At 62.2% G+C, this 18,427-nt stretch carries 19 protein-coding genes; 15 read left to right on the top strand and 4 right to left on the bottom strand.

Going from position 1 to position 18,427, the window contains the following annotated elements:
* Positions 1 to 154: 154 nt before the first annotated feature.
* Entirely contained in the window at positions 155 to 502 is a 348-nt protein-coding gene (locus tag J6525_RS47970; protein WP_225645764.1) for a hypothetical protein, read from the bottom strand.
* Between the two features lie 118 nt (positions 503 to 620).
* On the opposite strand from J6525_RS47970, the gene J6525_RS18835 reads away from it, so the two are divergent.
* Positions 621 to 2,291 (top strand): adenylate/guanylate cyclase domain-containing protein, encoded by a 1,671-nt coding sequence (locus tag J6525_RS18835; RefSeq protein WP_225645765.1) that lies wholly within the window; start codon positions 621 to 623, stop codon positions 2,289 to 2,291.
* A 289-nt stretch (positions 2,292 to 2,580) separates the two neighbouring features.
* Here J6525_RS18835 and J6525_RS18840 read toward each other — a convergent pair whose 3' ends face one another.
* Together J6525_RS18840 and J6525_RS18845 are read right to left on the bottom strand one after the other, a co-directional pair.
* Positions 2,581 to 3,735, bottom strand: coding sequence for a patatin-like phospholipase family protein (locus J6525_RS18840; RefSeq protein WP_225645766.1), 1,155 nt, complete (start codon positions 3,733 to 3,735; stop codon positions 2,581 to 2,583).
* Positions 3,736 to 3,801: 66 nt separating this feature from the next.
* The gene (locus J6525_RS18845; protein ID WP_092086013.1) at positions 3,802 to 4,626 is read right to left on the bottom strand and encodes a 3-hydroxybutyrate dehydrogenase; all 825 of its coding nucleotides are present in this window, start codon (positions 4,624 to 4,626) and stop codon (positions 3,802 to 3,804) included.
* Positions 4,627 to 4,792: 166 nt separating this feature from the next.
* Here J6525_RS18845 and J6525_RS18850 point away from each other — a divergent pair, with 166 nt between their 5' ends.
* Positions 4,793 to 5,692, top strand: coding sequence for a LysR family transcriptional regulator (locus J6525_RS18850; RefSeq protein ID WP_225645791.1), 900 nt, complete (start codon positions 4,793 to 4,795; stop codon positions 5,690 to 5,692).
* Positions 5,693 to 5,725: 33 nt separating this feature from the next.
* On the opposite strand, the gene J6525_RS18855 is transcribed toward J6525_RS18850, so the two are convergent.
* Positions 5,726 to 6,433 (bottom strand): peroxiredoxin-like family protein, encoded by a 708-nt coding sequence (locus J6525_RS18855; protein ID WP_225645767.1) that lies wholly within the window; start codon positions 6,431 to 6,433, stop codon positions 5,726 to 5,728.
* A gap of 511 nt (positions 6,434 to 6,944) precedes the next feature.
* Between J6525_RS18855 and J6525_RS18860 the strand changes: the two genes are divergently transcribed.
* From J6525_RS18860 to J6525_RS18920, 13 genes are all read left to right on the top strand, one after another.
* Positions 6,945 to 7,436, top strand: a complete 492-nt coding sequence (locus J6525_RS18860; protein ID WP_092086005.1) for a cupin domain-containing protein — start codon at positions 6,945 to 6,947, stop codon at positions 7,434 to 7,436.
* A 109-nt stretch (positions 7,437 to 7,545) separates the two neighbouring features.
* Positions 7,546 to 8,763: an MFS transporter gene (locus J6525_RS18865; RefSeq protein ID WP_225645768.1), complete on the top strand. Its 1,218-nt coding sequence runs from the start codon at positions 7,546 to 7,548 to the stop codon at positions 8,761 to 8,763.
* Positions 8,764 to 9,285: 522 nt separating this feature from the next.
* A complete protein-coding gene (locus tag J6525_RS18870; RefSeq protein ID WP_028335636.1) occupies positions 9,286 to 10,644 on the top strand; it encodes an ABC transporter substrate-binding protein in 1,359 nt (452 codons plus the stop codon).
* A 71-nt stretch (positions 10,645 to 10,715) separates the two neighbouring features.
* Positions 10,716 to 11,690 (top strand): carbohydrate ABC transporter permease, encoded by a 975-nt coding sequence (locus tag J6525_RS18875; protein WP_141339626.1) that lies wholly within the window; start codon positions 10,716 to 10,718, stop codon positions 11,688 to 11,690.
* Positions 11,687 to 12,664: a carbohydrate ABC transporter permease gene (locus tag J6525_RS18880; protein WP_016843403.1), complete on the top strand. Its 978-nt coding sequence runs from the start codon at positions 11,687 to 11,689 to the stop codon at positions 12,662 to 12,664. The genes J6525_RS18875 and J6525_RS18880 overlap by 4 nt, the downstream gene beginning before the upstream one ends.
* A complete protein-coding gene (locus J6525_RS18885; protein ID WP_225645769.1) occupies positions 12,661 to 12,870 on the top strand; it encodes a hypothetical protein in 210 nt (69 codons plus the stop codon). The genes J6525_RS18880 and J6525_RS18885 overlap by 4 nt, the downstream gene beginning before the upstream one ends.
* A 4-nt stretch (positions 12,871 to 12,874) precedes the next feature.
* Entirely contained in the window at positions 12,875 to 13,972 is a 1,098-nt protein-coding gene (locus J6525_RS18890; RefSeq protein ID WP_225645770.1) for an ABC transporter ATP-binding protein, read from the top strand.
* Positions 13,965 to 14,990 (top strand): ABC transporter ATP-binding protein, encoded by a 1,026-nt coding sequence (locus J6525_RS18895; RefSeq protein ID WP_225645771.1) that lies wholly within the window; start codon positions 13,965 to 13,967, stop codon positions 14,988 to 14,990. The genes J6525_RS18890 and J6525_RS18895 overlap by 8 nt, the downstream gene beginning before the upstream one ends.
* A 21-nt stretch (positions 14,991 to 15,011) precedes the next feature.
* Entirely contained in the window at positions 15,012 to 15,635 is a 624-nt protein-coding gene (dhaL, locus tag J6525_RS18900) for a dihydroxyacetone kinase subunit DhaL (RefSeq protein WP_225645772.1), read from the top strand.
* Complete coding sequence (gene dhaM, locus J6525_RS18905) at positions 15,632 to 16,024, top strand: dihydroxyacetone kinase phosphoryl donor subunit DhaM (RefSeq protein WP_028163196.1); 393 nt, start codon at positions 15,632 to 15,634, stop codon at positions 16,022 to 16,024. Before dhaL ends, dhaM begins: the two co-directional genes overlap by 4 nt.
* 31 nt (positions 16,025 to 16,055) lie before the next feature.
* Positions 16,056 to 16,358 (top strand): HPr family phosphocarrier protein, encoded by a 303-nt coding sequence (locus J6525_RS18910; protein WP_225645773.1) that lies wholly within the window; start codon positions 16,056 to 16,058, stop codon positions 16,356 to 16,358.
* Position 16,359: 1 nt separating this feature from the next.
* Positions 16,360 to 17,979 (top strand): phosphoenolpyruvate--protein phosphotransferase, encoded by a 1,620-nt coding sequence (ptsP, locus tag J6525_RS18915; protein ID WP_225645774.1) that lies wholly within the window; start codon positions 16,360 to 16,362, stop codon positions 17,977 to 17,979.
* Entirely contained in the window at positions 17,972 to 18,394 is a 423-nt protein-coding gene (locus J6525_RS18920) for a hypothetical protein (RefSeq protein WP_225645775.1), read from the top strand. Before ptsP ends, J6525_RS18920 begins: the two co-directional genes overlap by 8 nt.
* The last annotated feature ends 33 nt before the right edge of the window (positions 18,395 to 18,427 follow it).

The raw sequence follows: 18,427 nt of genomic DNA on the forward strand, positions 1-18,427 counted from the left end.
GCCGTCTGCGTGCCGATCAAATACGCTGACATCGACCGGAGCCTCCAATGCCTTGTCGCTATGGAAACCGGGCGGGTCGAGCATTGGCGATGGCGACGCTCCGCCTGTCATAATTCCGAGACGTAACAATCTGCCGGACGCAAGCGTATCGCCATCAAGCCCTCCGACCGCCGGCGAAGGCCAACATGAACGCCTTTGAACGCTCAAGCGCCCTCGAACGACCGCGGTCACCGTCTTCGGCGAGGATGCTGACGATCAGCATTCGTCTTGCCGTCTCGGCGCTGGTCCTTACGGCGATCCTGCTCACCGCAGCAGCCTCAAGCCTGCTCTGGTGGCGCACGGCCGAATCGATCAGCCGGCAGCTCGCCTCGACGATCAACGAACAGATCGTTGCTGCCGTTCGCAAAGAGGTGTCCGCGATCGTCAATGAAGCGCGCGCCGCCCACACCGCCGTGCGCACGCTGTTCCTGCAGAACGTGCTCGATACCCGCGAGGCCGACAAGCGCGAGTTCGTGTTCCTATCACAATTGCAGTCGCAAGCGACGATCTCCTGGGTCGCCTTCGGGTGGCCCGACGGTTCCTTCTTCGCCGCGCATAAGCTCGGTGACGGCCATCTCGAGATGATGGAGATCTCGAAGATCGACCATGTCGGCCAGCGCCGCATCGACGAATATGAAGTTATCCCCGGCGACATCGAATTTGAATCCCGCCGTTTCGAACCCACAGACTTTAGCGTCACTATGCAGGACTGGTTCAAGATCGGCATGGAGGCCAAGGGCCCGCAGTGGTTCGGGGTCGTCGACCATCCGATCGGCCCGCGCCCATCGATCGCCTTCGCGGGGCCGATCGATGTCTATCAGGAACGTCAGGGCGTCCTTGCGATCATCATCGAGTACACCAGGCTCTCCCGTTTCCTCGCCCAGCTCGAGGTCGGCCGCACCGGAACGGCTTTCATCCTCGGTGCCGGCGACGAATTGATCGCGGCTCCCGACAAGAACGCCGACGAACTGCATCCCGCGCACAGCCGGATCGATCTGTTGCCGTTGGCGCGGATGGCTCTGACACTGGCCGGCGAGGACGGTCGCAAGGAAGCCTGGCGGCGGCGGCTTACCCTCGATGGCGCAGCCTATGAGGTTGGGCTGACGCCCTTACCATTTACCGGCTGGTGCCTGGCGACCGTGATCCCTGAGGCTGAGTTTCTTGGCCCGGTCGAAACCACGCTGCGACGGCTCATCATCGGTCTTGCCATCGGTGCGCTGCTCGCCGCCCTGTTCTCTGCGATGCTGGCGCGGTCGGTGATCGCCGCACCGCTCGCCCGTGTGGTCGGCGAAATCCGACATGTGGAAAGTTTTGCGCTGGAACAGGTGCGCCGCCACCCGTCGCGGCTCGCCGAGATTTCGAGCCTTTCGGGCGCGATAGCCGAGATGGCGCAGGGCTTGTCTGCTTTCCGCAAATTCATTCCTGCCGATCTGGTCCGGTCGCTCCTTCGCCAGGGCATCGAGGCGAAACCTGGCGGCTCGATCCAGGAGCTGACGGTAATGTTTATCGATGTGGCCGGCTTCACCGGGCTTTCCGAGCGCATGGGGGATCGGGTTGTGCCGCTGTTGTCGCGATATCTCGACGTCGCCTCCGAAGTCATCGTCGCCCACGGCGGCACCATCGACAAATTCATTGGCGACGCTGTGATGGCATTCTGGGGCGCGCCGACAGCGCAGGCCGAACATGCTCTGCTCGGTTGCCGTGCAGCACTCGTCTGCCGCCAAGGCATTGAGGCCGCGGGCGTCAGGGACGACCAGGGCCATCCCCTGCAAATCCGGATCGGCATCAATTCCGGCCGCATGCTGGTTGGCAATGTCGGCTCCGAATTGCGGCTGAACTACACGGTGATTGGCGATGCCGTGAACGTGGCGAGCCGCCTCGAAGGTGCCAACAAGCACTATGAGACGCAAATTCTGATCGGCGCCGAGACCAAGCGCCTCGTTCAGGGGGCCATGATCACACGCGAGATCGATCGCATAGCCGTCTACGGCAAGACGGAAGGCCTCGCCGTGCATGAACTGATCGGTTCGGCTACAGGCGACGCTTACCCGGCCTGGATCATCGATTACGAACAGGGACTACTTGAATATCGCAAGCGCGACTTCGCCGGCGCCATATGCTGCTTCGAGGCTGTCTTGCGCCAGCGTCCTCACGACAGGCCGACTGAACTGATGCTCGACCGCTGCAAGCTCCTCGAGCGGTCGGGTGTTGACGACACGTGGTCACCTGTCGTGACACTTCAATCGAAATAGCCGACACGCCGGTACCAGACAGACGACTGGATGCTGCCCATGCTCGAAAGCGGCAGCATTCGACATCGAAGAAAGACGTCGTTGCCGGCCCGCTGGTCAATCCTGAGTTCTGGCGGGAACTAAGCCTGACCACGGTCAAGGCGAGGCCCTATTCGTGGGCTGTCGGTTCGCTCGTCCACGAGGCTATGAGATCGGCGCGGCAAGGTGGCGTCCCTCGACCTCTCCACTGCGGAAGCTGGATCGGACGAGTCATTCTTCCCATCACACAATCCTGTTCCTGGATCGCACCCTATTCCGCCGCCACCGGCATCAATTCCATCTGCTCATGCAGGATCACGCCCGACAGCGGATCAAACTCGCCGACCCACGGCGCGTGTTCAAGGGCTGCTCTCGTGTGCGAGTAACCAGCGTCCCACCGCTGCATGATGCCGCGCGGGCTGAAATCGATGTCCTTGGTGTGGGTTTCGCGATCAAGCTGCGGCGCAAGCAGACGCACGACGTGCATGCGTGTCTGACAGCCGTAACCGACCAGTTCGCGCACCTCCGGGGTGTTGCGTTCGCTGTCGGGCAGCCGTTCGGCCAATTGGTTGATGATGTGACGCAACCGATGCGCCTGCTGCTGGCGTGCGATGTGGCTCATGATGCGGCTGGAATATTGGACATCCTTGTGTCGATTCAGCACCTCCGCCATCGTGGTCGGCTCGAGACCCGCAGGATTCCACAGATGGACAGCGAAGATCAGCGAGTTCTTGCGGGGATTGTCATCGAACACGACTTCAGTCGGCGTGTTGGACAGAATACCGCCGTCCCAATAGAGCTCGCCGTCGATCCGGACGGCGGGAAAGGCCGGCGGCAACGCGCCGGAAGCCATAATATGCCTGATGGTGAGCTCGCCGTCGCGGCTATCGAAATAGCGCATCTGGCTGGTCCGCACGTGGGCGGCCCCGACCGTCAGGCGCGGCGAACAGCTGTTGAGCAGCTTGATGTCGACGAGTTCGCACAGGGTCTGCTCCAGTGGCGCGGTCGAGTAATAGCCGGCCCGTTCGGCACCCAGCGGGTAGCTGTCACCCGCATGAGCAAGGGCATTTGGACGAAAAAAGCCGGGAACTCCGTGGGTAATGGTCGCCCAGTAGGATAGCCGGTCATTGAAGTCGGGAAAGGCCGTCCGGATGTTCCAGACCGGATTTTGCTCCATCCGCTTCCAGAACTCTTTCAGGCGTGACAGCCGGTTTTCGACCGGATTGCCGGCGATGAGGCTGGCATTGATGGCGCCGATCGATGTGCCGATGATCCAGTCCGGCTCTATGCCTGCTTCGTGCAAGGCTTGATAGACACCTGCCTGGTACGAGCCCAAGGCGCCGCCGCCTTGCAACACCAGAACGACCTGGCCGGGGAGATCCTTGGCCAGCGATTTGATATTTCGCGACGAAGTTCTGTCCTGCATGTTGTGCTCCCATTCCGGCCTGGTCTAATATTCGCAAGCGCGCCCGGCTCTGTTACGGGCGTCGTCTCAATGTGCTGTCCAACCGCCATCGACCGGCAAAGCAATTCCGGTAATCGACGCGGCTGCTTCGCTCGCCAGGAAAACCGCCAGCGCACCGATCTCCTCGACTGTCGCAAAGCGCTTATTCGGTTGCTGGGCTAGCAGCACGTCGCGGATCACCTGATCCCGAGAGATTCCATGCGCCTTGGCTTGTCCATCGATCTGAGCTTCGACCAGCGGGGTATAGACATAGCCAGGGCAGATGGCGTTGCACGTAATACCTTCCTCGGCGATTTCGAGCGCCGCTACCTTTGTCAAGCCGACAATGCCGTGTTTGGCGGCGACATAGGCCCCCTTGAACGGCGAGGCGACCAGCCCATGCGCAGATGCCACATTGATGATGCGGCCGAATCCTTGTTTGCGCATCGCCGGCAACGCCAGCCGCGTGGTGTGGAACGCGGACGATAGATTGATCGCAAGGATCTGATCCCATTTTTCGACCGGAAACTGGTCGAGCGGTGCGACGTGCTGAATACCGGCATTGTTGATGAGAATGTCGAGCCGACCAAAGTCGGCCAGCGTCACCGCGACCATCTCGGCGATCGCATCTGGCGACGTCATATCGGCCGCTGAATAGCCGACCTTGACGCCATGATCGGCTTCTATCGCATCCTTCGTCCTGGCGATCTCGGCCGCGGCTCCGAAGCCATTCAGCATCACGTTTGCGCCAGCCGCGGCAAGCGCGCGGGCGATGCCAAGCCCGATCCCGCTGGTTGAGCCGGTCACCAGGGTTACTCTGCCATCGAGCATTCTTGCGTCCATTGCGGCATGCGATTTGATCTGGAGATTCATCTTCTCAATCTCGTTTGCGTCGTCGGCAGTATCCACGATCGCCAAAATCTGCATCGCAAAACGGATTTACGGAAATACCCTTTGGCTTCCAAAACCATAGGTGCGCGCTATGGCCGCCGTGGCCCTAAATCGGCTAGACTGCTGGCCGGATCAGGGGAGTTCGACCATGGAAATGCATCAGGTTCGGTATTTCCTCGCGGTCGCGCGGACGCTTAACTTCACGCGTGCTGCGGATGAGTGCAATGTCACCCAACCATCGCTGACGCGGGCCATCAAGCAACTCGAGGCAGAGCTTGGCGGCAACCTGTTTCGCCGCGAGCGTCCGGCCGGATTGACCGAGCTCGGTCAGCGCATGCACCCCTTGCTGAAGCAATGCTACGAGGCCGCCGCCGGCGCGCGCTCGCTCGCCTCGTCATTCAAGAGCGGCGAGATCGGCGCCCTGAGAATCGCGCTCACCCACTCGATCGATCTGTGTCTGCTGATTCCCTTCCTCGATCAGATCAAGCGTCAGTTCAATCGGCTGGAATTCCGTTTTCTCCGTGGCAATGGCCGCGAAGTCGGAGACATGCTGAAGAAAGGCGAGGCGGAGCTAGGAATTGCAGCTGAGCTCGACCCGAATTGGGAGCGGCTCGACACCTGGCCGCTATTTACGGAGGACTTTCAGCTCGTCGTCAACGCTGACCACCGGCTTGCCGATCAGGACAGCATCGACCTCGATGATCTGCGTTCCGAACAGCTTTTGTCGCGTGGGTACTGCGAGTATGGCCCGCGCTTGAACACCGTCTTGCGAGAGCACGGCATAGACGTCGATCATTGCCACGAAATCTCGAGCGAGCGCGATCTCATTGAGCTGCTTGAGGCCGGTATCGGCATCGCCGTGGTTCCTGACACCTCGCGGATACCGCAGACGCTCAAACGTACCTCGGTCGAGGGACTCGATGCCCGACGCACGGTCAATCTCTACGGCATCGCCGGTCGCGAGCGAACTGCGGTCGCATCTGCCGTCATGCGCATGCTGCGTGGCACCGATTGGCGGCAGTTTTTGGAGAAGAGCCGAGCCGCGTGAGAGTACCAATGCACGCGGGTCGCCCGGAAGTGCCTACCTCGCGTCCTTCAGAGCTCCGAGTAGATCCTCGATCGCCATGCGGCGCCGGAAGTCGGGATCAACAAAGCGCGTTTTGACGATGCCATCGCATCCGATCACAAAGGCCGCAGGAATCGGCAACACCCAACCGTCGTTGCCGTGAAAGCTCGGCATGTCGAGATAAGAGAGAAGCCGCTCAATCTCTGCACCAAGCCAGATCGCCAGGTTGAGGGACAGCGCATAGCCATTGTCGAGATCGGTCAGCACTGGAAACGGTGCTCCGGCTTCGGACTTGAATTCTGCCGCATATTCCTGTGTCTCGGGCATGACGGCGACGACGTCCGCCCCCAGAGCTTTGATGCGGTCATAGGCCTTGATCACGGCCCTGACATTGAGCCGGCAATACGGGCACCAATGGCCGCGGAAAAACATGACCGCCACCGGGCCTCGCTCGAGCAGAGAGGGCAAGGCGATTAGGCGACCGCTTTCATCGGGTAGCACGAAAGGTGGCATCGGCTCGCCAGGACGCGGCGCGTTTTCGCCGCCGCCATTTTCGTTGACCCTGATAACGAGGCGATCGACTGCGTCGCCATAGGCCGGAAAGATTTCCCGGCCTGCTGCCGCATAGGCTTGGAGCTGCTCGTTGAGAGTGCCTTCCATCTCCCGGCAGCGCTGAAAGGCGACCTTGAGCCGCTCGGCGTCGGCTGGGGAAAGCGATGTCATCCCTTGCTCCCGTATGTTTGACCTTCAGATGGCGATTCCTGCGCGGACCGCCCACCAGAGGCGCCTTTGTCTCCGCCAGGAGCATTGCACAAAGCTCGATAGCATTGGGCTATCGATATCAGAGCGCGCCCGCATTTCATGTTTGGACGCCTGAGCGAGGATAGCCGTCCCCCGAGGGGTTTTCTATGTCACGCTATAACGTACTGTGAATTGGCAAATTCGCTACCGTTCCTTTCCTGATGTCCATCATGGGCCATGCCGGTCATGAACTTGGAGATATGTTCGGCCTTGCAATGAAACTCGGCACCCGCGGGAGCGAGCTTCGTGACCACATCTCCGCCTGTCCGACCTTCGCGTCCGACATCAAGCACATGCTCGGCCGCGCTTGAGTCGCATAGCCCGCCGCTATCGACTCAACAGCCAACCGGCATTTCCCGAAGCAAAGGCCTTGCGCGATGCTCCTGACACGCCGGCCAGCCTTTCGGGGCCGCGACATCAAGGAGACAACAACATGTTCAATGACATCGCAACCTCGCGCAAGATCCGGCAAGCTCTCGGCGTCGCGAGCGCCATTGCCGTTTCGCTCGCGACAGCATCCGCGACATTCGCCGGTGAATGTCCCGCCGACAAGATGAAGGCCAATGCCCGCTCGATGGTGGACTACAAGCCGGTTGGTGTTACCGACGTGACGCTTGGCTCCATCGATCTCGGCAAGCAACCCGCGCATATCGAGGGCCGCGAACTGCGCTTCCGCAAGCTGACCATCGAGCCCGGTGGCATCGTGCCCTGGCACAGCCATGACGATCGGCCGGCGCTGATCTTTGTCCAGCAGGGCGAGGTCGTCGAATACGCCAGCAACTGCATCGATCCGATCGTGCACAAGGCAGGTGACCTGCGACCGGAGGTCTACGGCACCTCGCATTGGTGGAAGAACCTCGGCAAAGAGACCGTCATTCTCTATGTCGGCGACGTTCGCAAGGATCCGACTGACCACAACATGTAACGAGTGCTCCAGCCCCACGCCTCGTTACCGGATGTGACGACCCGGGAGCCACGTGTTGGCCCCGCACGCCCGGGCGTTACATCTCCCTTCGATCACAGGAGCTGCGGCGATGACTGATATGCCGATGGAAGTCACGGCGAAACCAATGCAAGAGCACGGTCATTCGCCGGACGTGGCGCTGCGATCTCTGGTGATCGGCCTCACCGCATTCCTGACCGTCGTCGACCTGTTCGCAACTCAAGCAATTCTACCAACTCTGACGCGGCACTACGGCGTCACGCCCGGTGCGATGGGCTTCGCCGTCAATGCCAGCACGATCGGCATGGCAGTCGCAGGACTGGTGGTCGGATCCTTCAGCCCGCACATCGATCGCAGGACCGGCATTCTGGCAAGCCTGCTTCTGCTCGCGATTCCGACGAGCTTGCTTGCCGTCGCACCGAACCTTGCCGTCTTCACCATTCTTCGCATCATGCAGGGCCTCTGCATGGCGTCAGCCTTTACGTTAACCCTTGCCTATCTGGGCGAACAGTGCAGCGCAATGGATGCTGGCGGCGCCTTCGCCGCCTATATCACCGGGAACGTCGCAAGCAATCTGATCGGACGTCTCATCTCGGCGTCCGTGTCCGACAATCTGGGCCTGGCGACGAATTTCTATTTCTTTGCCGTGCTCAATCTCGCAGGCGCGCTGCTGGTCTACTTCACAATCAAGCGCGTCCAGCCCATGCACTCCATCGGCCCGGCACAATCGCCACTTTCGGCAATGATAGAGCATTGGCGCGATCCGGCGCTACGCGCGGCCTTCGGCCTTGGCTTCTGCATCCTGTTCGCGTTCATCGGCACCTTTACCTACGTCAACTTCATCCTGGTCCGTGCCCCACTGTCGCTCGGTATGATGGGGGTGGGTTTTGTCTATTTCGTATTTCTCCCCTCCGTCGTCACGACGCTGCTGGCTGGCAAAGCGGTGGCACTGTTCGGTATGCGCCTATCACTTTGGGGCGGTCTCGCAATCGCCGCTCTAGGCCTGCCACTGATGCTCTCATCGCACCTTGCGGATGTGCTCGCGGGGATGGTGCTGATCGGGGTCGGCACCTTCTTTGCGCAAGCCTGCGCCACAGGCTTCGTCGGGCAAGCGGCGCGAACAAACCGCGGGGTTGCCAGCGGCACCTACCTTGCCTGCTATTTCTTCGGCGGCCTGGTCGGCAGCGCGGTGCTTGGTCAATTGTTCGATCACTTCGGATGGGTCGCCTGTGTCGCAGGCGTGGGTGTGGCGTTGACATTGGGGTGCATTTTGACCGCAAGCCTCAGGATTCCGGTGTCCGGTCGATAACACGAGTGGTGGGCCCGGCAGTTCGCGGCATGGCAGATTTCGGCCGACACGGAGGCTGCTCGCGCGCTCAATCGCTCTGTTGAACGTTCAGTAAAGTCGCATACTAAACATTCTGGCTGGGGCTGACCTTCTGGCTTTCCTGTTATCGGGACGGGCCGAATTGCGTCCGCTGGACCAGGCCGGCAGTCGTTGTTCGCCGCATTCGCTGCAATACTCCGGCAATTTGTTGCATTGCGAACATCGACGCGTGCCCGTGCGAGCGTCGCGAATATTTTCGCCAGGGTCGCGAGAACCGGCTTGACGAGCCAAAAAATTTAGTACTACGTTTAGTAATACAAAAAACTAAACATCGCGCATCGAGCGCCGATGTGCAGGAGGAGCCCAAGCCATGCCGGAGCCGTCTCCGGCAGCGGTCCGTCTCGTCCTTCACTCATCGCTCCTCAAACTCGGTTTCAGGTCTTGGCGTCGCCCCGGCAGGGCGCGCTGAGCGGGTTGGACGCTTCAACGAGAGAGGAAACGGATATGCGGACATTCAATTGGCTGAGAAGCTCAGCGGCCACCACGGTTCTCGGGGCGGCGCTGCTGGGGATATTTGGCGGGGGCGAAGCTGCGGCCCAGGGTAAGCAGCTCACGCTGTGCTGGGCGGCATGGGATCCGGCCAACGCGCTGGTCGAACTCGGCAAGGATTTCACCAAGCAATCCGGCATCGAGATGAAGTACGAGTTTGTCCCCTGGACGAGCTACGCGGATCGCTTCCTCAACGAGCTCAACTCCCACGGCAAGCTCTGCGACCTGATCATCGGCGACAGCCAGTGGATCGGCGGCGCCGCCGAGAACAAGTGGTACGTCAAGCTCAACGATTTCTTCGACAAAGAACACATCTCGATGGACGACTTCGTCCCGGCGACCGTTGTCGGCTATTCGCAGTGGCCAAAGAATTCGGCGAACTACTGGGCGCTGCCGGCGATGGCCGACGCCGTGGGCTGGACCTATCGCAAGGACTGGTTCTCGCGGCCCGACATTCAGTCGGCTTTCAAGGCCAAGTACGGTCGTGATCTGGCGCCGCCGAAAACCTATGACGAGTTGAAGCAGATCGCGGAGTTCTTCCAGGGCCGCGAGATCGACGGCAAGAAGGTCTATGGCGCCTACATCTTCACCGAGCGCGGCTCCGAAGGCATCACGATGGGCGTGACCAACGTGCTCTACAATTACGGCTTCAGCTACGACAATCCGAAGAAGCCGTACCAGATGCAGGGCATCGTCAATTCCGCCGAGGCGGCCAAGGGGCTGGAATTCTACAAGGAGCTCTACAAGTGCTGCACCGCGCCGGGCATGACCAACGCCTACATGCAGGAAGGGCTCGATGCCTTCAAGTCGGGCCAGGTGGCGATGCAGATGAACTGGTTCGCCTTCTTCCCCGGCCTCTACAAGGATCCGAATGTCGGTGGCGACAAGATCGGCTTCTTCGTCAATCCGGCCGGCCCGAACGGGCACTTCACCCAGCTCGGCGGACAGGGCATCTCGGTGGTTGCAACCTCCGACCGCAAGGACGACGCGCTCGCCTATATCAAGTGGTTCGCGCAGCCCGCCGTGCAGCAGAAATGGTGGCAGATCGGCGGCTACTCGGCGCTCAAGGCGGTGGTCGACGCGCCGGACTTCCCGAAGAGCGCGGCGTTCGCGCCGCAATTCCTGGAGTCGATGGGCATCGTCAAGGACTTCTGGGCCGAGCCGTCCTACGCCCAGCTGCTGCTTGATATGCAGAAGCGGGTGCATGACTACGTCGTCGCCGACAAGGGCACAGCGCAGCAGGCGCTCGATCTCCTGGTCAAGGACTGGACCAAGGTGTTCAAGGAACAGGGCAAGCAGGTCGCCTCGCAATAGCCCGAACTCCGCGTCCCAACTGAACTGGCTTCCCCGAGGTCAGCCTCGGGGAAGCCGAACCAGCCCAGCCGATGGACAAGATGACGACGATCCTGCAACCCGACCATGCTACGATCCCGGGCGTGAGCGAGCCCGCCAAATCCCGCGCCGTGCGCCGCGGCCATGGTCTGTCCGACCGGACCATCGCATGGCTGTTCGTCGCGCCGACGATTGCGCTGCTGCTCGCGATCAACATCTTTCCGCTGGTCTGGATGATCCGGCTGTCCTTCACCAGCCTCAACCTCAGCATGTCCTATCTGCCGCTGCGGTTTGTCGGGCTCGACAATTTCAGCGACATACTCAACGACGAGGACGTCTGGTTCCGGCTCCAGACCACCGCGCAATTCGTGATCTGCTCGGTCGCCTTGCAGGTCGTGGTCGGCTTTGGGCTCGCGCTTCTGATCAACCGTCAATTCCGCGGCCACAGCTTCTGGACCACGATCATCCTGCTGCCGATGATGCTGTCGCCGGCGGTTGTCGGTAATTTCTGGACGCTGCTGCTGCAGCCGCAGATCGGCCCGTTCAACTATCTGATCAGCTTGTTCACCGGTGTGCCGCCGAGCTCTTTCAGCATGACAGGGCAAGTCGCGCTCGCGCCATGGACCATCGTGCTCGTCGACACTTGGATGTGGGCGCCGTACGTGATGCTGATCTGTCTCGCCGGGCTGCGCTCGATCCCGGATTATATCTATGAGGCGGCTGAAGTCGATCGTGCCTCGGCCTGGCGGCAGTTCTGGTCGATCACGCTGCCGATGACGGTGCCGTTCCTGATGCTGGCGGTACTGTTTCGCGCGATCGAGAACTTCAAGATGTTCGACATGGTCAACCTGCTGACGTCCGGAGGACCAGGGTCGACCACCGAGCTCGTATCGATCACACTGAAGCGCGCGGCATTCGAGAAGTGGCGCACCGGCTATTCCTCCGCGCTTGCCATCATCCTGTTCGTGACCGTGTTCGGTGCCGCCAACATCTACGTCAAAGCGCTCAACAAGGTGAAGCAACGATGACCGCTGCCGTAGCCAAATCTGTCCTGGCCAGATCGAGCGCACACTCGATCGTCGAGGCCTCGCCGCGCACCAAGGCATTCGCTGGTGCTCTCGTCATCCTCTATGCGTTGATCACGATCCTGCCGTTAGTCTGGATCGTTGCCACCGCCTTCAAGTCGCAAAGCGATGCGATCGCCTATCCGCCCAAGGTGATCTTCGAGCCGACACTCGAAGGTTATGTCAACCTGTTCACGGTGCGCACCCGCCAGACACCTGATTTCATCGCCAAGTTGCCGCCGCCGGAGACCTGGTATGACAAGCTCGTCCGCAAGCATGACATGGTCATTGCCGGACCGTCCAAAGTCGTCCCGCGCTTCGTCAACTCGCTCATCATCGGGTTCGGTTCGACCTTCCTCGCCGTCTTCCTCGGTACGCTCGCGGCCTACGCCTTCTCGCGCTTCCGCATTCCGCTGGCGGACGATCTCCTGTTCTTCATTCTCTCGACGCGGATGATGCCGCCGGTTGCGGTCGCGATCCCGATCTATCTGATGTACCGGCAGCTCAACCTGACCGACACCAGGCTCGGAATGATCCTGCTCTATACCGCCGTGAACGTCTCGCTCGCGGTCTGGCTTCTCAAGGGGTTCATCGACGAGATCCCACGCGAGTACGAGGAGGCGGCCCTCGTCGACGGCTACACGCGACTGCAGGCACTGCGCAAGGTGGTGCTGCCGCAGGCCGTCACCGGAATTGCGGCGACCGCGATCTTCTGCCTGATCTTCTCCTGGAATGAATACGCCTTCGCGGTTCTGCTGACCAGCGGCGAGGCGCAGACCATGCCGCCTTTCATCCCTTTCATCATCGGTGAGGGCGGGCAGGACTGGCCGGCGGTTGCCGCCGCGACCACGCTGTTCGTCGTCCCGATCGTCATGTTCACCGTGCTGCTCCGCAAGCATCTGTTGCGCGGCATCACCTTCGGAGCGGTGCGCAAATGAGCGGTTCTGCTGTTGTTAAGGGTGCCAAGGGGACATTGCATCGCTTGTTCAGCCGCGGGCGCTGGGAGGCCGTTGCGATGACCCTGATCGGGGGCGGCATCTTCATGCTGGTGCAGCCCTTCTCGATCGATCTGTACAGCTATTCATTCGTGACGATTCTGGCCGGCACGGTAGGCTTCGTCCTCGTCAGCCACTTTCCGGAATAGGGACATGGCTCAGATCCGCATCGAAAATCTTCGCAAGTCGTTCGATCAGTTCACCGCGGTGGAAGGGTCGACCTTCACCATCGACGACGGCACTTTCTTCGCGTTGCTCGGCCCTTCCGGCTGCGGCAAGACCACCACCTTACGCATGATTGCCGGCCTCGAGCTGCCGACCGAGGGCAAGATCCTGCTCGACGGGGAGGACGTCACGTTCCACCGCGCCGCCGCCCGCGATATCGCGTTCGTGTTCCAGCTGTTCGCGCTCTATCCGCATATGAATGTCGGGCAGAACATCGGCTTCCCGCTGAAGTGCCAGGGCATGGCGCGGCACGAGATTCGCGAGCAGGTGCAGGAGACCGCGCGGATGCTGCGGATCGAGCATCTGCTGTCGAGCAAGACATCAAAGCTCTCGGGCGGCGACCGCCAGCGTGTCGCGCTCGGGCGAGCCATGGTGCGGCGCCCGAAGGCCTTCCTGATGGACGAGCCGCTGGGCGCGCTGGACGCCGAGTTTCGTCATCTGATGTGCGGCGAGCTGCGCGATTTGCACGATCGCATCAAGGCGACCACGGTCTATGTCACTCACGACCAGCTCGAAGCAATGTCGATGGCCGACCAGATCGCGATCATGAACAAGGGGCGCGTGGAACAGATCGGCACGCCGCAGGAGGTTTATGACCGGCCCGCCAGCATGTTCGTCGCGGACTTCATCGGCTCGCCACCGATGAACTTCCTGCGCTTCGAGGGCGGCCTGCGATCTGGTGACCGGGCGATCAATTTTCACGACACCAGGCTCGTGGTGCCCGAGATCCGCGAGGACCGCGCCAGCGCTGCGCTGGCCCTCGGGATTCGCCCGGAACATATTCGATTCAGCGACGCCGGATCCGTTCGCGGCGAGGTGTTCGGCGCGGAATATCTCGGCACGACGCAGATCGTCACAATCGACACCGCCTATGGACGGGTCGCGGCGCGGCTGCCGTCGAGCGCCTCGGTGCGGGTCGGAGAGACCGTCGGCCTCGAATTCAACTCCGGTCGGCTCTCATTGTTCGATGCCGGCAGCGGCCTTGCAATCAGGACCGCCGGCGAGGAGGGGGGGCGCCATGGTTGACGTCAGCTTGCGCAACATCAGCAAGCGCTTCGGCGCGGTGGAGGCGGTGCGCGACCTCTCACTGACGGTGAACGACGGTGAGTTCCTTGTCCTGCTCGGGCCGAGCGGTGCCGGCAAGACCACGACGCTGCGGCTGATCACCGGGCTCGAGAGCCCCGACGCCGGTTCGGTCATGATCGGCGGGCGCGATGTGACGCATGATCCGCCGGGTTCACGGGACATCGCATTCGTGTTCCAGCAATATTCGCTGTATCCGCATCTGTCGGTCTATGACAACCTCGCATTCCCGCTGCGCTCGCCGGCACGGCGCGTGCCGGAGCCGCTGATCCGGAAGCGTGTCGAGCAGACCGCGGAGCTCCTGCACATCGCCAGCAAGCTGAATAATCGTGCCACCCGCCTGTCGGGAGGTGAGATGCAGCGGGTCGCGATCGGCCGTGCGCTGGTGCGCGATCCCTCGATCTATCTGATGGACGAGCCGCTGTCGTCGCTGGATGCAAAGCTTCGCGCCGAGCTTCGCCTCGAGCTGAAACGGATCCAGCTCGAGCTCGGCGCGACCATCCTTTATGTGACCCACGACCAGGTCGAAGCCATGACGATGGCATCGAGGATCGGCGTGATCAAGGACGGCCGGCTGCTTCAGCTCGGCACGCCGAGGGAGATCTACGAAAATCCATCCAGCAGCTATGTCGCGTCGCGGCTCGGGACGCCGCAGATCAATTTCCTGCCCGCACGGCTGCTGTCCGATGTGGCGATACCGCCGGAAACGGAGACGATCGGCATCCGCACCGAGCACCTTCAGATCGCCGCGCGCAACGGCGGGCAGATGGTCGGTCGGGTGCATCGCGTCGAGCATCTCGGCGAGCAGAATCACGTTCACCTCGACTATAAGGGCGAAACGCTGGTGACGCTGGCGGATCCGCATCAACCGCTGCGGGCCGGCCAGGAGGTTGAATTGCAACTGGTGCGTCCGCTGTGTTTCGATCGTGCGGGGCAACGCATCGGCGCGATGGTTCAATAGGGGAGCGAGAGGTTCAGATAGATGTCTGTGCAACCGGAGACATTCAAGTCGCTGCTCAAGGCGGCCGCCGAGCAGGTCATCGCCAGCGCGCCGGAGCTCACGAGCCTGGACCAGGCGATCGGCGACGGCGACCACGGGACCAACATGAAGCGCGGCTTCGAAGCCGTGCTCGGCAAGCTCGATGCCATCTCGTCGCAGCCGCTCAACGAGGCATTCAAGGCGATCGGAAAGACCCTTGTCATGACGGTCGGCGGCGCCTCCGGTCCGCTTTATGGCAGTTTCTTTCTCGCCGCGGGCGAGGCGCTGTCGCAAGACAAGCACTTGCCTGACGATCTCGCCGACGTGTTCGGTAGCGGAGTGGACGCGGTGAGCGCGCGGGGCCGCTCGCAGGCCGGCGAGAAGACGATGCTCGATGTGCTCGTTCCGGTGCTGGAGACACTGAAAGCGGGCGCCGGCCAGCCCGATTTGATCGCGCGGGTGCGCATCACCGCAGCTGAAGCGGTCGAGCGCACAGTGCCGATGCAAGCCACCAAGGGCCGGGCGTCGTTCCTCGGTGCGCGCAGCGTCGGTCATGTCGATCCCGGGGCACGATCGAGCTGCGTTCTGCTGCACGCTGTGTGCGCTGGCCTGGAGGCGCGGCAATGACCGATACCGTAGGGATCGTGATCGTCTCGCATTCCCGGGATATCGCCAAGGGAACCGCGGACATGGTGCGGCAGATGGTCGGCAGCGAGGTCAAGGTCGCCTTCTGCGGCGGCAATCCCGATGGTGGTCTCGGCACCAGCGTGCCGCTGATCATCGACGCCATCAACGATGCCTGGTCGTCGAAAGGCGTTGCTGTGCTTGTCGACCTCGGCGGCGCCGAAACGAACAGCGAAATGGCGGTCGAAATGCTGGAGCCGGCGCGGCGCGATCTCGTTGTCGTCTGCAACGCGCCGATCGTCGAGGGCGCCGTCATGGCGGCGACCGAAGCTGCGGGCGGCAGCTCGCTGGCCCAGGTCAGGGCCGTGGCCGAGGAACTCTCTGCCGACTGAGCCGGCGGGGAAGCGATGATGGATGATGAGCATGCTTGATAAAGCGGACGAACAGATCTTCACCGGCAGTGTGCGGTTGGTGCATGCGGTTGGCATGCACGCGCGCCCCGCGGTCAAGCTGACCAAGCTCGCCAAGAAGTTCCAGGCTCAGATCTCGGTGCAGGTCGCGGGCGCGCCTGAATGGATCAATGCCAAGAGCGTGGCCAAGATCATGGCAATGCGCGCGGCCCATGGCAGCACGATCGAGATCAAGGCCTCCGGTAGCGATGCCGAGGCCGCGGTCGCGGCGCTGGTCGATCTGATCGCAAGCGATTTCCCGGATGGAGCACCATAGCATGCAGGGTGGCGCTGCAGGGCTGGCCTACTGCGGCAGGACCGCCTCGATCGGCTTTGCCCATGGCCCGTTCGTCCGTGTCGACGCGGGCGCGGCCGGCGAGCGTGTGGCCGGCACACTGGTCGAGGAGGCGCTGGCTCTGCGCAATGCGATCGACGTCGCGAGTGGCCAGATCGCGGATCTTGCCACCAGCGCCGGCGGCGAAGCTGCGCAGATTCTCGAATTCCAGGTTGCGCTGCTGGAGGATGAGGATTTGATCAAGGCGATCTTCGCGTCGATCGGCGAGGGACGTCCGGCCGATATCGCATGGCGTTCGACGCTCGACGCGCACATCGCCGACTACAATTCCGCACCGGACGACTATCTGAAAGCGCGTTCCTCCGATCTTGCGGATTTGCGCGACCGCGTGGTCCACATTCTGCGCGGCGACCAGGGGCAGCCGCTGAAGGTCCCGAGCGGGGGCGTGGTCTGCGCCGACGATCTGCCGCCATCACGATTCCTCGAGATTGACTGGTCCGGCGGCGGCGGCCTGGCGCTGTTGCGCGGCAGCCCGACCAGCCATGTCGCGATGCTGGCGCGCGCGCGCGGCATCCCGATGGTGGTGCAGCTCGGTTCAATTCCAGACATCGGCACCATGGCGTTGCTCGACGGCGAAGGCGCGACGCTGGAACTCGATCCCAATGCCGAACAGGTCCGTACTTTCGAGAAGCGGCGCGACAGCCATCTCAAGAGCAGGGCATCCGCGCGCGCAATCCTGCGGCGGCCGACAGCCTCCTGGCGTGGCGAGCGGATCAAGCTCTTCATCAACATCCAGCGCGTCGAGGATCTCGAGCATGCCGACGCGCAATATGCCGACGGCATCGGCCTGATGCGCACCGAGTTCCTGCTGACGGAGCGCGGTAGTCTGCCCGACGAAGAGACACAGTTTCAGGCTTACGATGCGGTGTTGCGTTGGGCAGACCGGCGACCGGTCACCATTCGCACGTTTGACGCGGGCGGCGACAAGCCGGTGCCGGGCTTCACGGTGGACGGCGAAGCCAATCCGTTCCTCGGGGTGCGCGGCCTGCGCCTGTGTCTCGCCCGGCCCGAGATCTTTGCGGTTCAGCTCCGCGCGCTGGCGCGGGCCGCGGTGCGCGGCAATCTCAAGGTCATGTTCCCGATGGTCACATCGGCGGACGAGCTCGAGGCGGGACGGAAGCTGTTCGCCGATGTCGTGCAGCGCTTGCAGGCGGACGGCATTGCCGCAATGCTGCCCGAGCTCGGAATCATGGTCGAGGTTCCGGCGGCGGCCCTGGCAATCGCGAGCTTCAAGGCCGCCTTCTTCTCGATCGGCTCGAACGATCTCGCGCAATATGTCCTAGCCTGCGATCGTTCCAACGGAGCTCTCGCCCCATTGATGGACCCTCTGCATCCCGCAGTGCTCGAACTGATCGCGCGGACTGCGGAGCACGGCCGCCGCGCTGGCATCACTGTCAGCCTGTGCGGCGACATGGCCGGTGATCAGCGCTGCCTGCCCGCCTTGCTGAATTGCGGACTGCGCGAATTGTCCGTGAACGCCTCGGCGCTGGCGCAGATCAAGCACACCATTGACCGGCTGAGCAGCGGAGGCAGCGTTGGCTGACACGGCGGCCGATGAAGCGCCCGAAGCGGGCGCGGTTGCGGTCTACAAGCGCATCTTCAAGGAAGTCCTTGAGAGCCGCCCGTCCGGCATGCGGCTTCGGCTGGCCCATGCCATGGGCAAGAACCGCAGCTTCGTCAGCCAGATCAGCAATCCCGCATATCCGGTGCCGATACCGGTGCAGCATCTCAACACGATCTTCGATGTCTGCCACTTTCCGCCACAGGCGAAGGCAGCCTTCCTTCGCGCCTATGCGCGCGCACATCCGCGCCGCGTCGGCCGGTTGAGCGAAGGCTCGCACGAGCGGACGCTGACGCTGCATCTGCCGGACCTCGGCAGCACCAAGCGCAACGCCGAGCTTGACACGCTGCTCCAGGAGTTCACGCGGCGACTGATTGCCATCATGCGGGAGAAATAGGCGAAAACGCCGAACGGACGAAGCGGGGAGGAC

The organism is Bradyrhizobium australafricanum (genome assembly GCF_020329495.1).
GTDB lineage: Bacteria > Pseudomonadota > Alphaproteobacteria > Rhizobiales > Xanthobacteraceae > Bradyrhizobium > Bradyrhizobium australafricanum.

Bases quoted from the DNA above. Each gene is read 5' to 3' on its own strand.
- J6525_RS18835 (WP_225645765.1), top strand. From the start codon at position 621: ATGATGGAGATCTCGAAGATCGACCATGTCGGCCAGCGCCGCATCGAC.
- J6525_RS18840 (WP_225645766.1), bottom strand. From the start codon at position 3,735: ATGCAGGACAGAACTTCGTCGCGAAATATCAAATCGCTGGCCAAGGAT.
- J6525_RS18845 (WP_092086013.1), bottom strand. From the start codon at position 4,626: ATGAATCTCCAGATCAAATCGCATGCCGCAATGGACGCAAGAATGCTC.
- J6525_RS18850 (WP_225645791.1), top strand. From the start codon at position 4,793: ATGGAAATGCATCAGGTTCGGTATTTCCTCGCGGTCGCGCGGACGCTT.
- J6525_RS18855 (WP_225645767.1), bottom strand. From the start codon at position 6,433: ATGACATCGCTTTCCCCAGCCGACGCCGAGCGGCTCAAGGTCGCCTTT.
- J6525_RS18860 (WP_092086005.1), top strand. From the start codon at position 6,945: ATGTTCAATGACATCGCAACCTCGCGCAAGATCCGGCAAGCTCTCGGC.
- J6525_RS18865 (WP_225645768.1), top strand. From the start codon at position 7,546: ATGACTGATATGCCGATGGAAGTCACGGCGAAACCAATGCAAGAGCAC.
- J6525_RS18870 (WP_028335636.1), top strand. From the start codon at position 9,286: ATGCGGACATTCAATTGGCTGAGAAGCTCAGCGGCCACCACGGTTCTC.
- J6525_RS18875 (WP_141339626.1), top strand. From the start codon at position 10,716: ATGGACAAGATGACGACGATCCTGCAACCCGACCATGCTACGATCCCG.
- J6525_RS18880 (WP_016843403.1), top strand. From the start codon at position 11,687: ATGACCGCTGCCGTAGCCAAATCTGTCCTGGCCAGATCGAGCGCACAC.
- J6525_RS18885 (WP_225645769.1), top strand. From the start codon at position 12,661: ATGAGCGGTTCTGCTGTTGTTAAGGGTGCCAAGGGGACATTGCATCGC.
- J6525_RS18890 (WP_225645770.1), top strand. From the start codon at position 12,875: ATGGCTCAGATCCGCATCGAAAATCTTCGCAAGTCGTTCGATCAGTTC.
- J6525_RS18895 (WP_225645771.1), top strand. From the start codon at position 13,965: ATGGTTGACGTCAGCTTGCGCAACATCAGCAAGCGCTTCGGCGCGGTG.
- dhaL (WP_225645772.1), top strand. From the start codon at position 15,012: ATGTCTGTGCAACCGGAGACATTCAAGTCGCTGCTCAAGGCGGCCGCC.
- dhaM (WP_028163196.1), top strand. From the start codon at position 15,632: ATGACCGATACCGTAGGGATCGTGATCGTCTCGCATTCCCGGGATATC.
- J6525_RS18910 (WP_225645773.1), top strand. From the start codon at position 16,056: ATGCTTGATAAAGCGGACGAACAGATCTTCACCGGCAGTGTGCGGTTG.
- ptsP (WP_225645774.1), top strand. From the start codon at position 16,360: ATGCAGGGTGGCGCTGCAGGGCTGGCCTACTGCGGCAGGACCGCCTCG.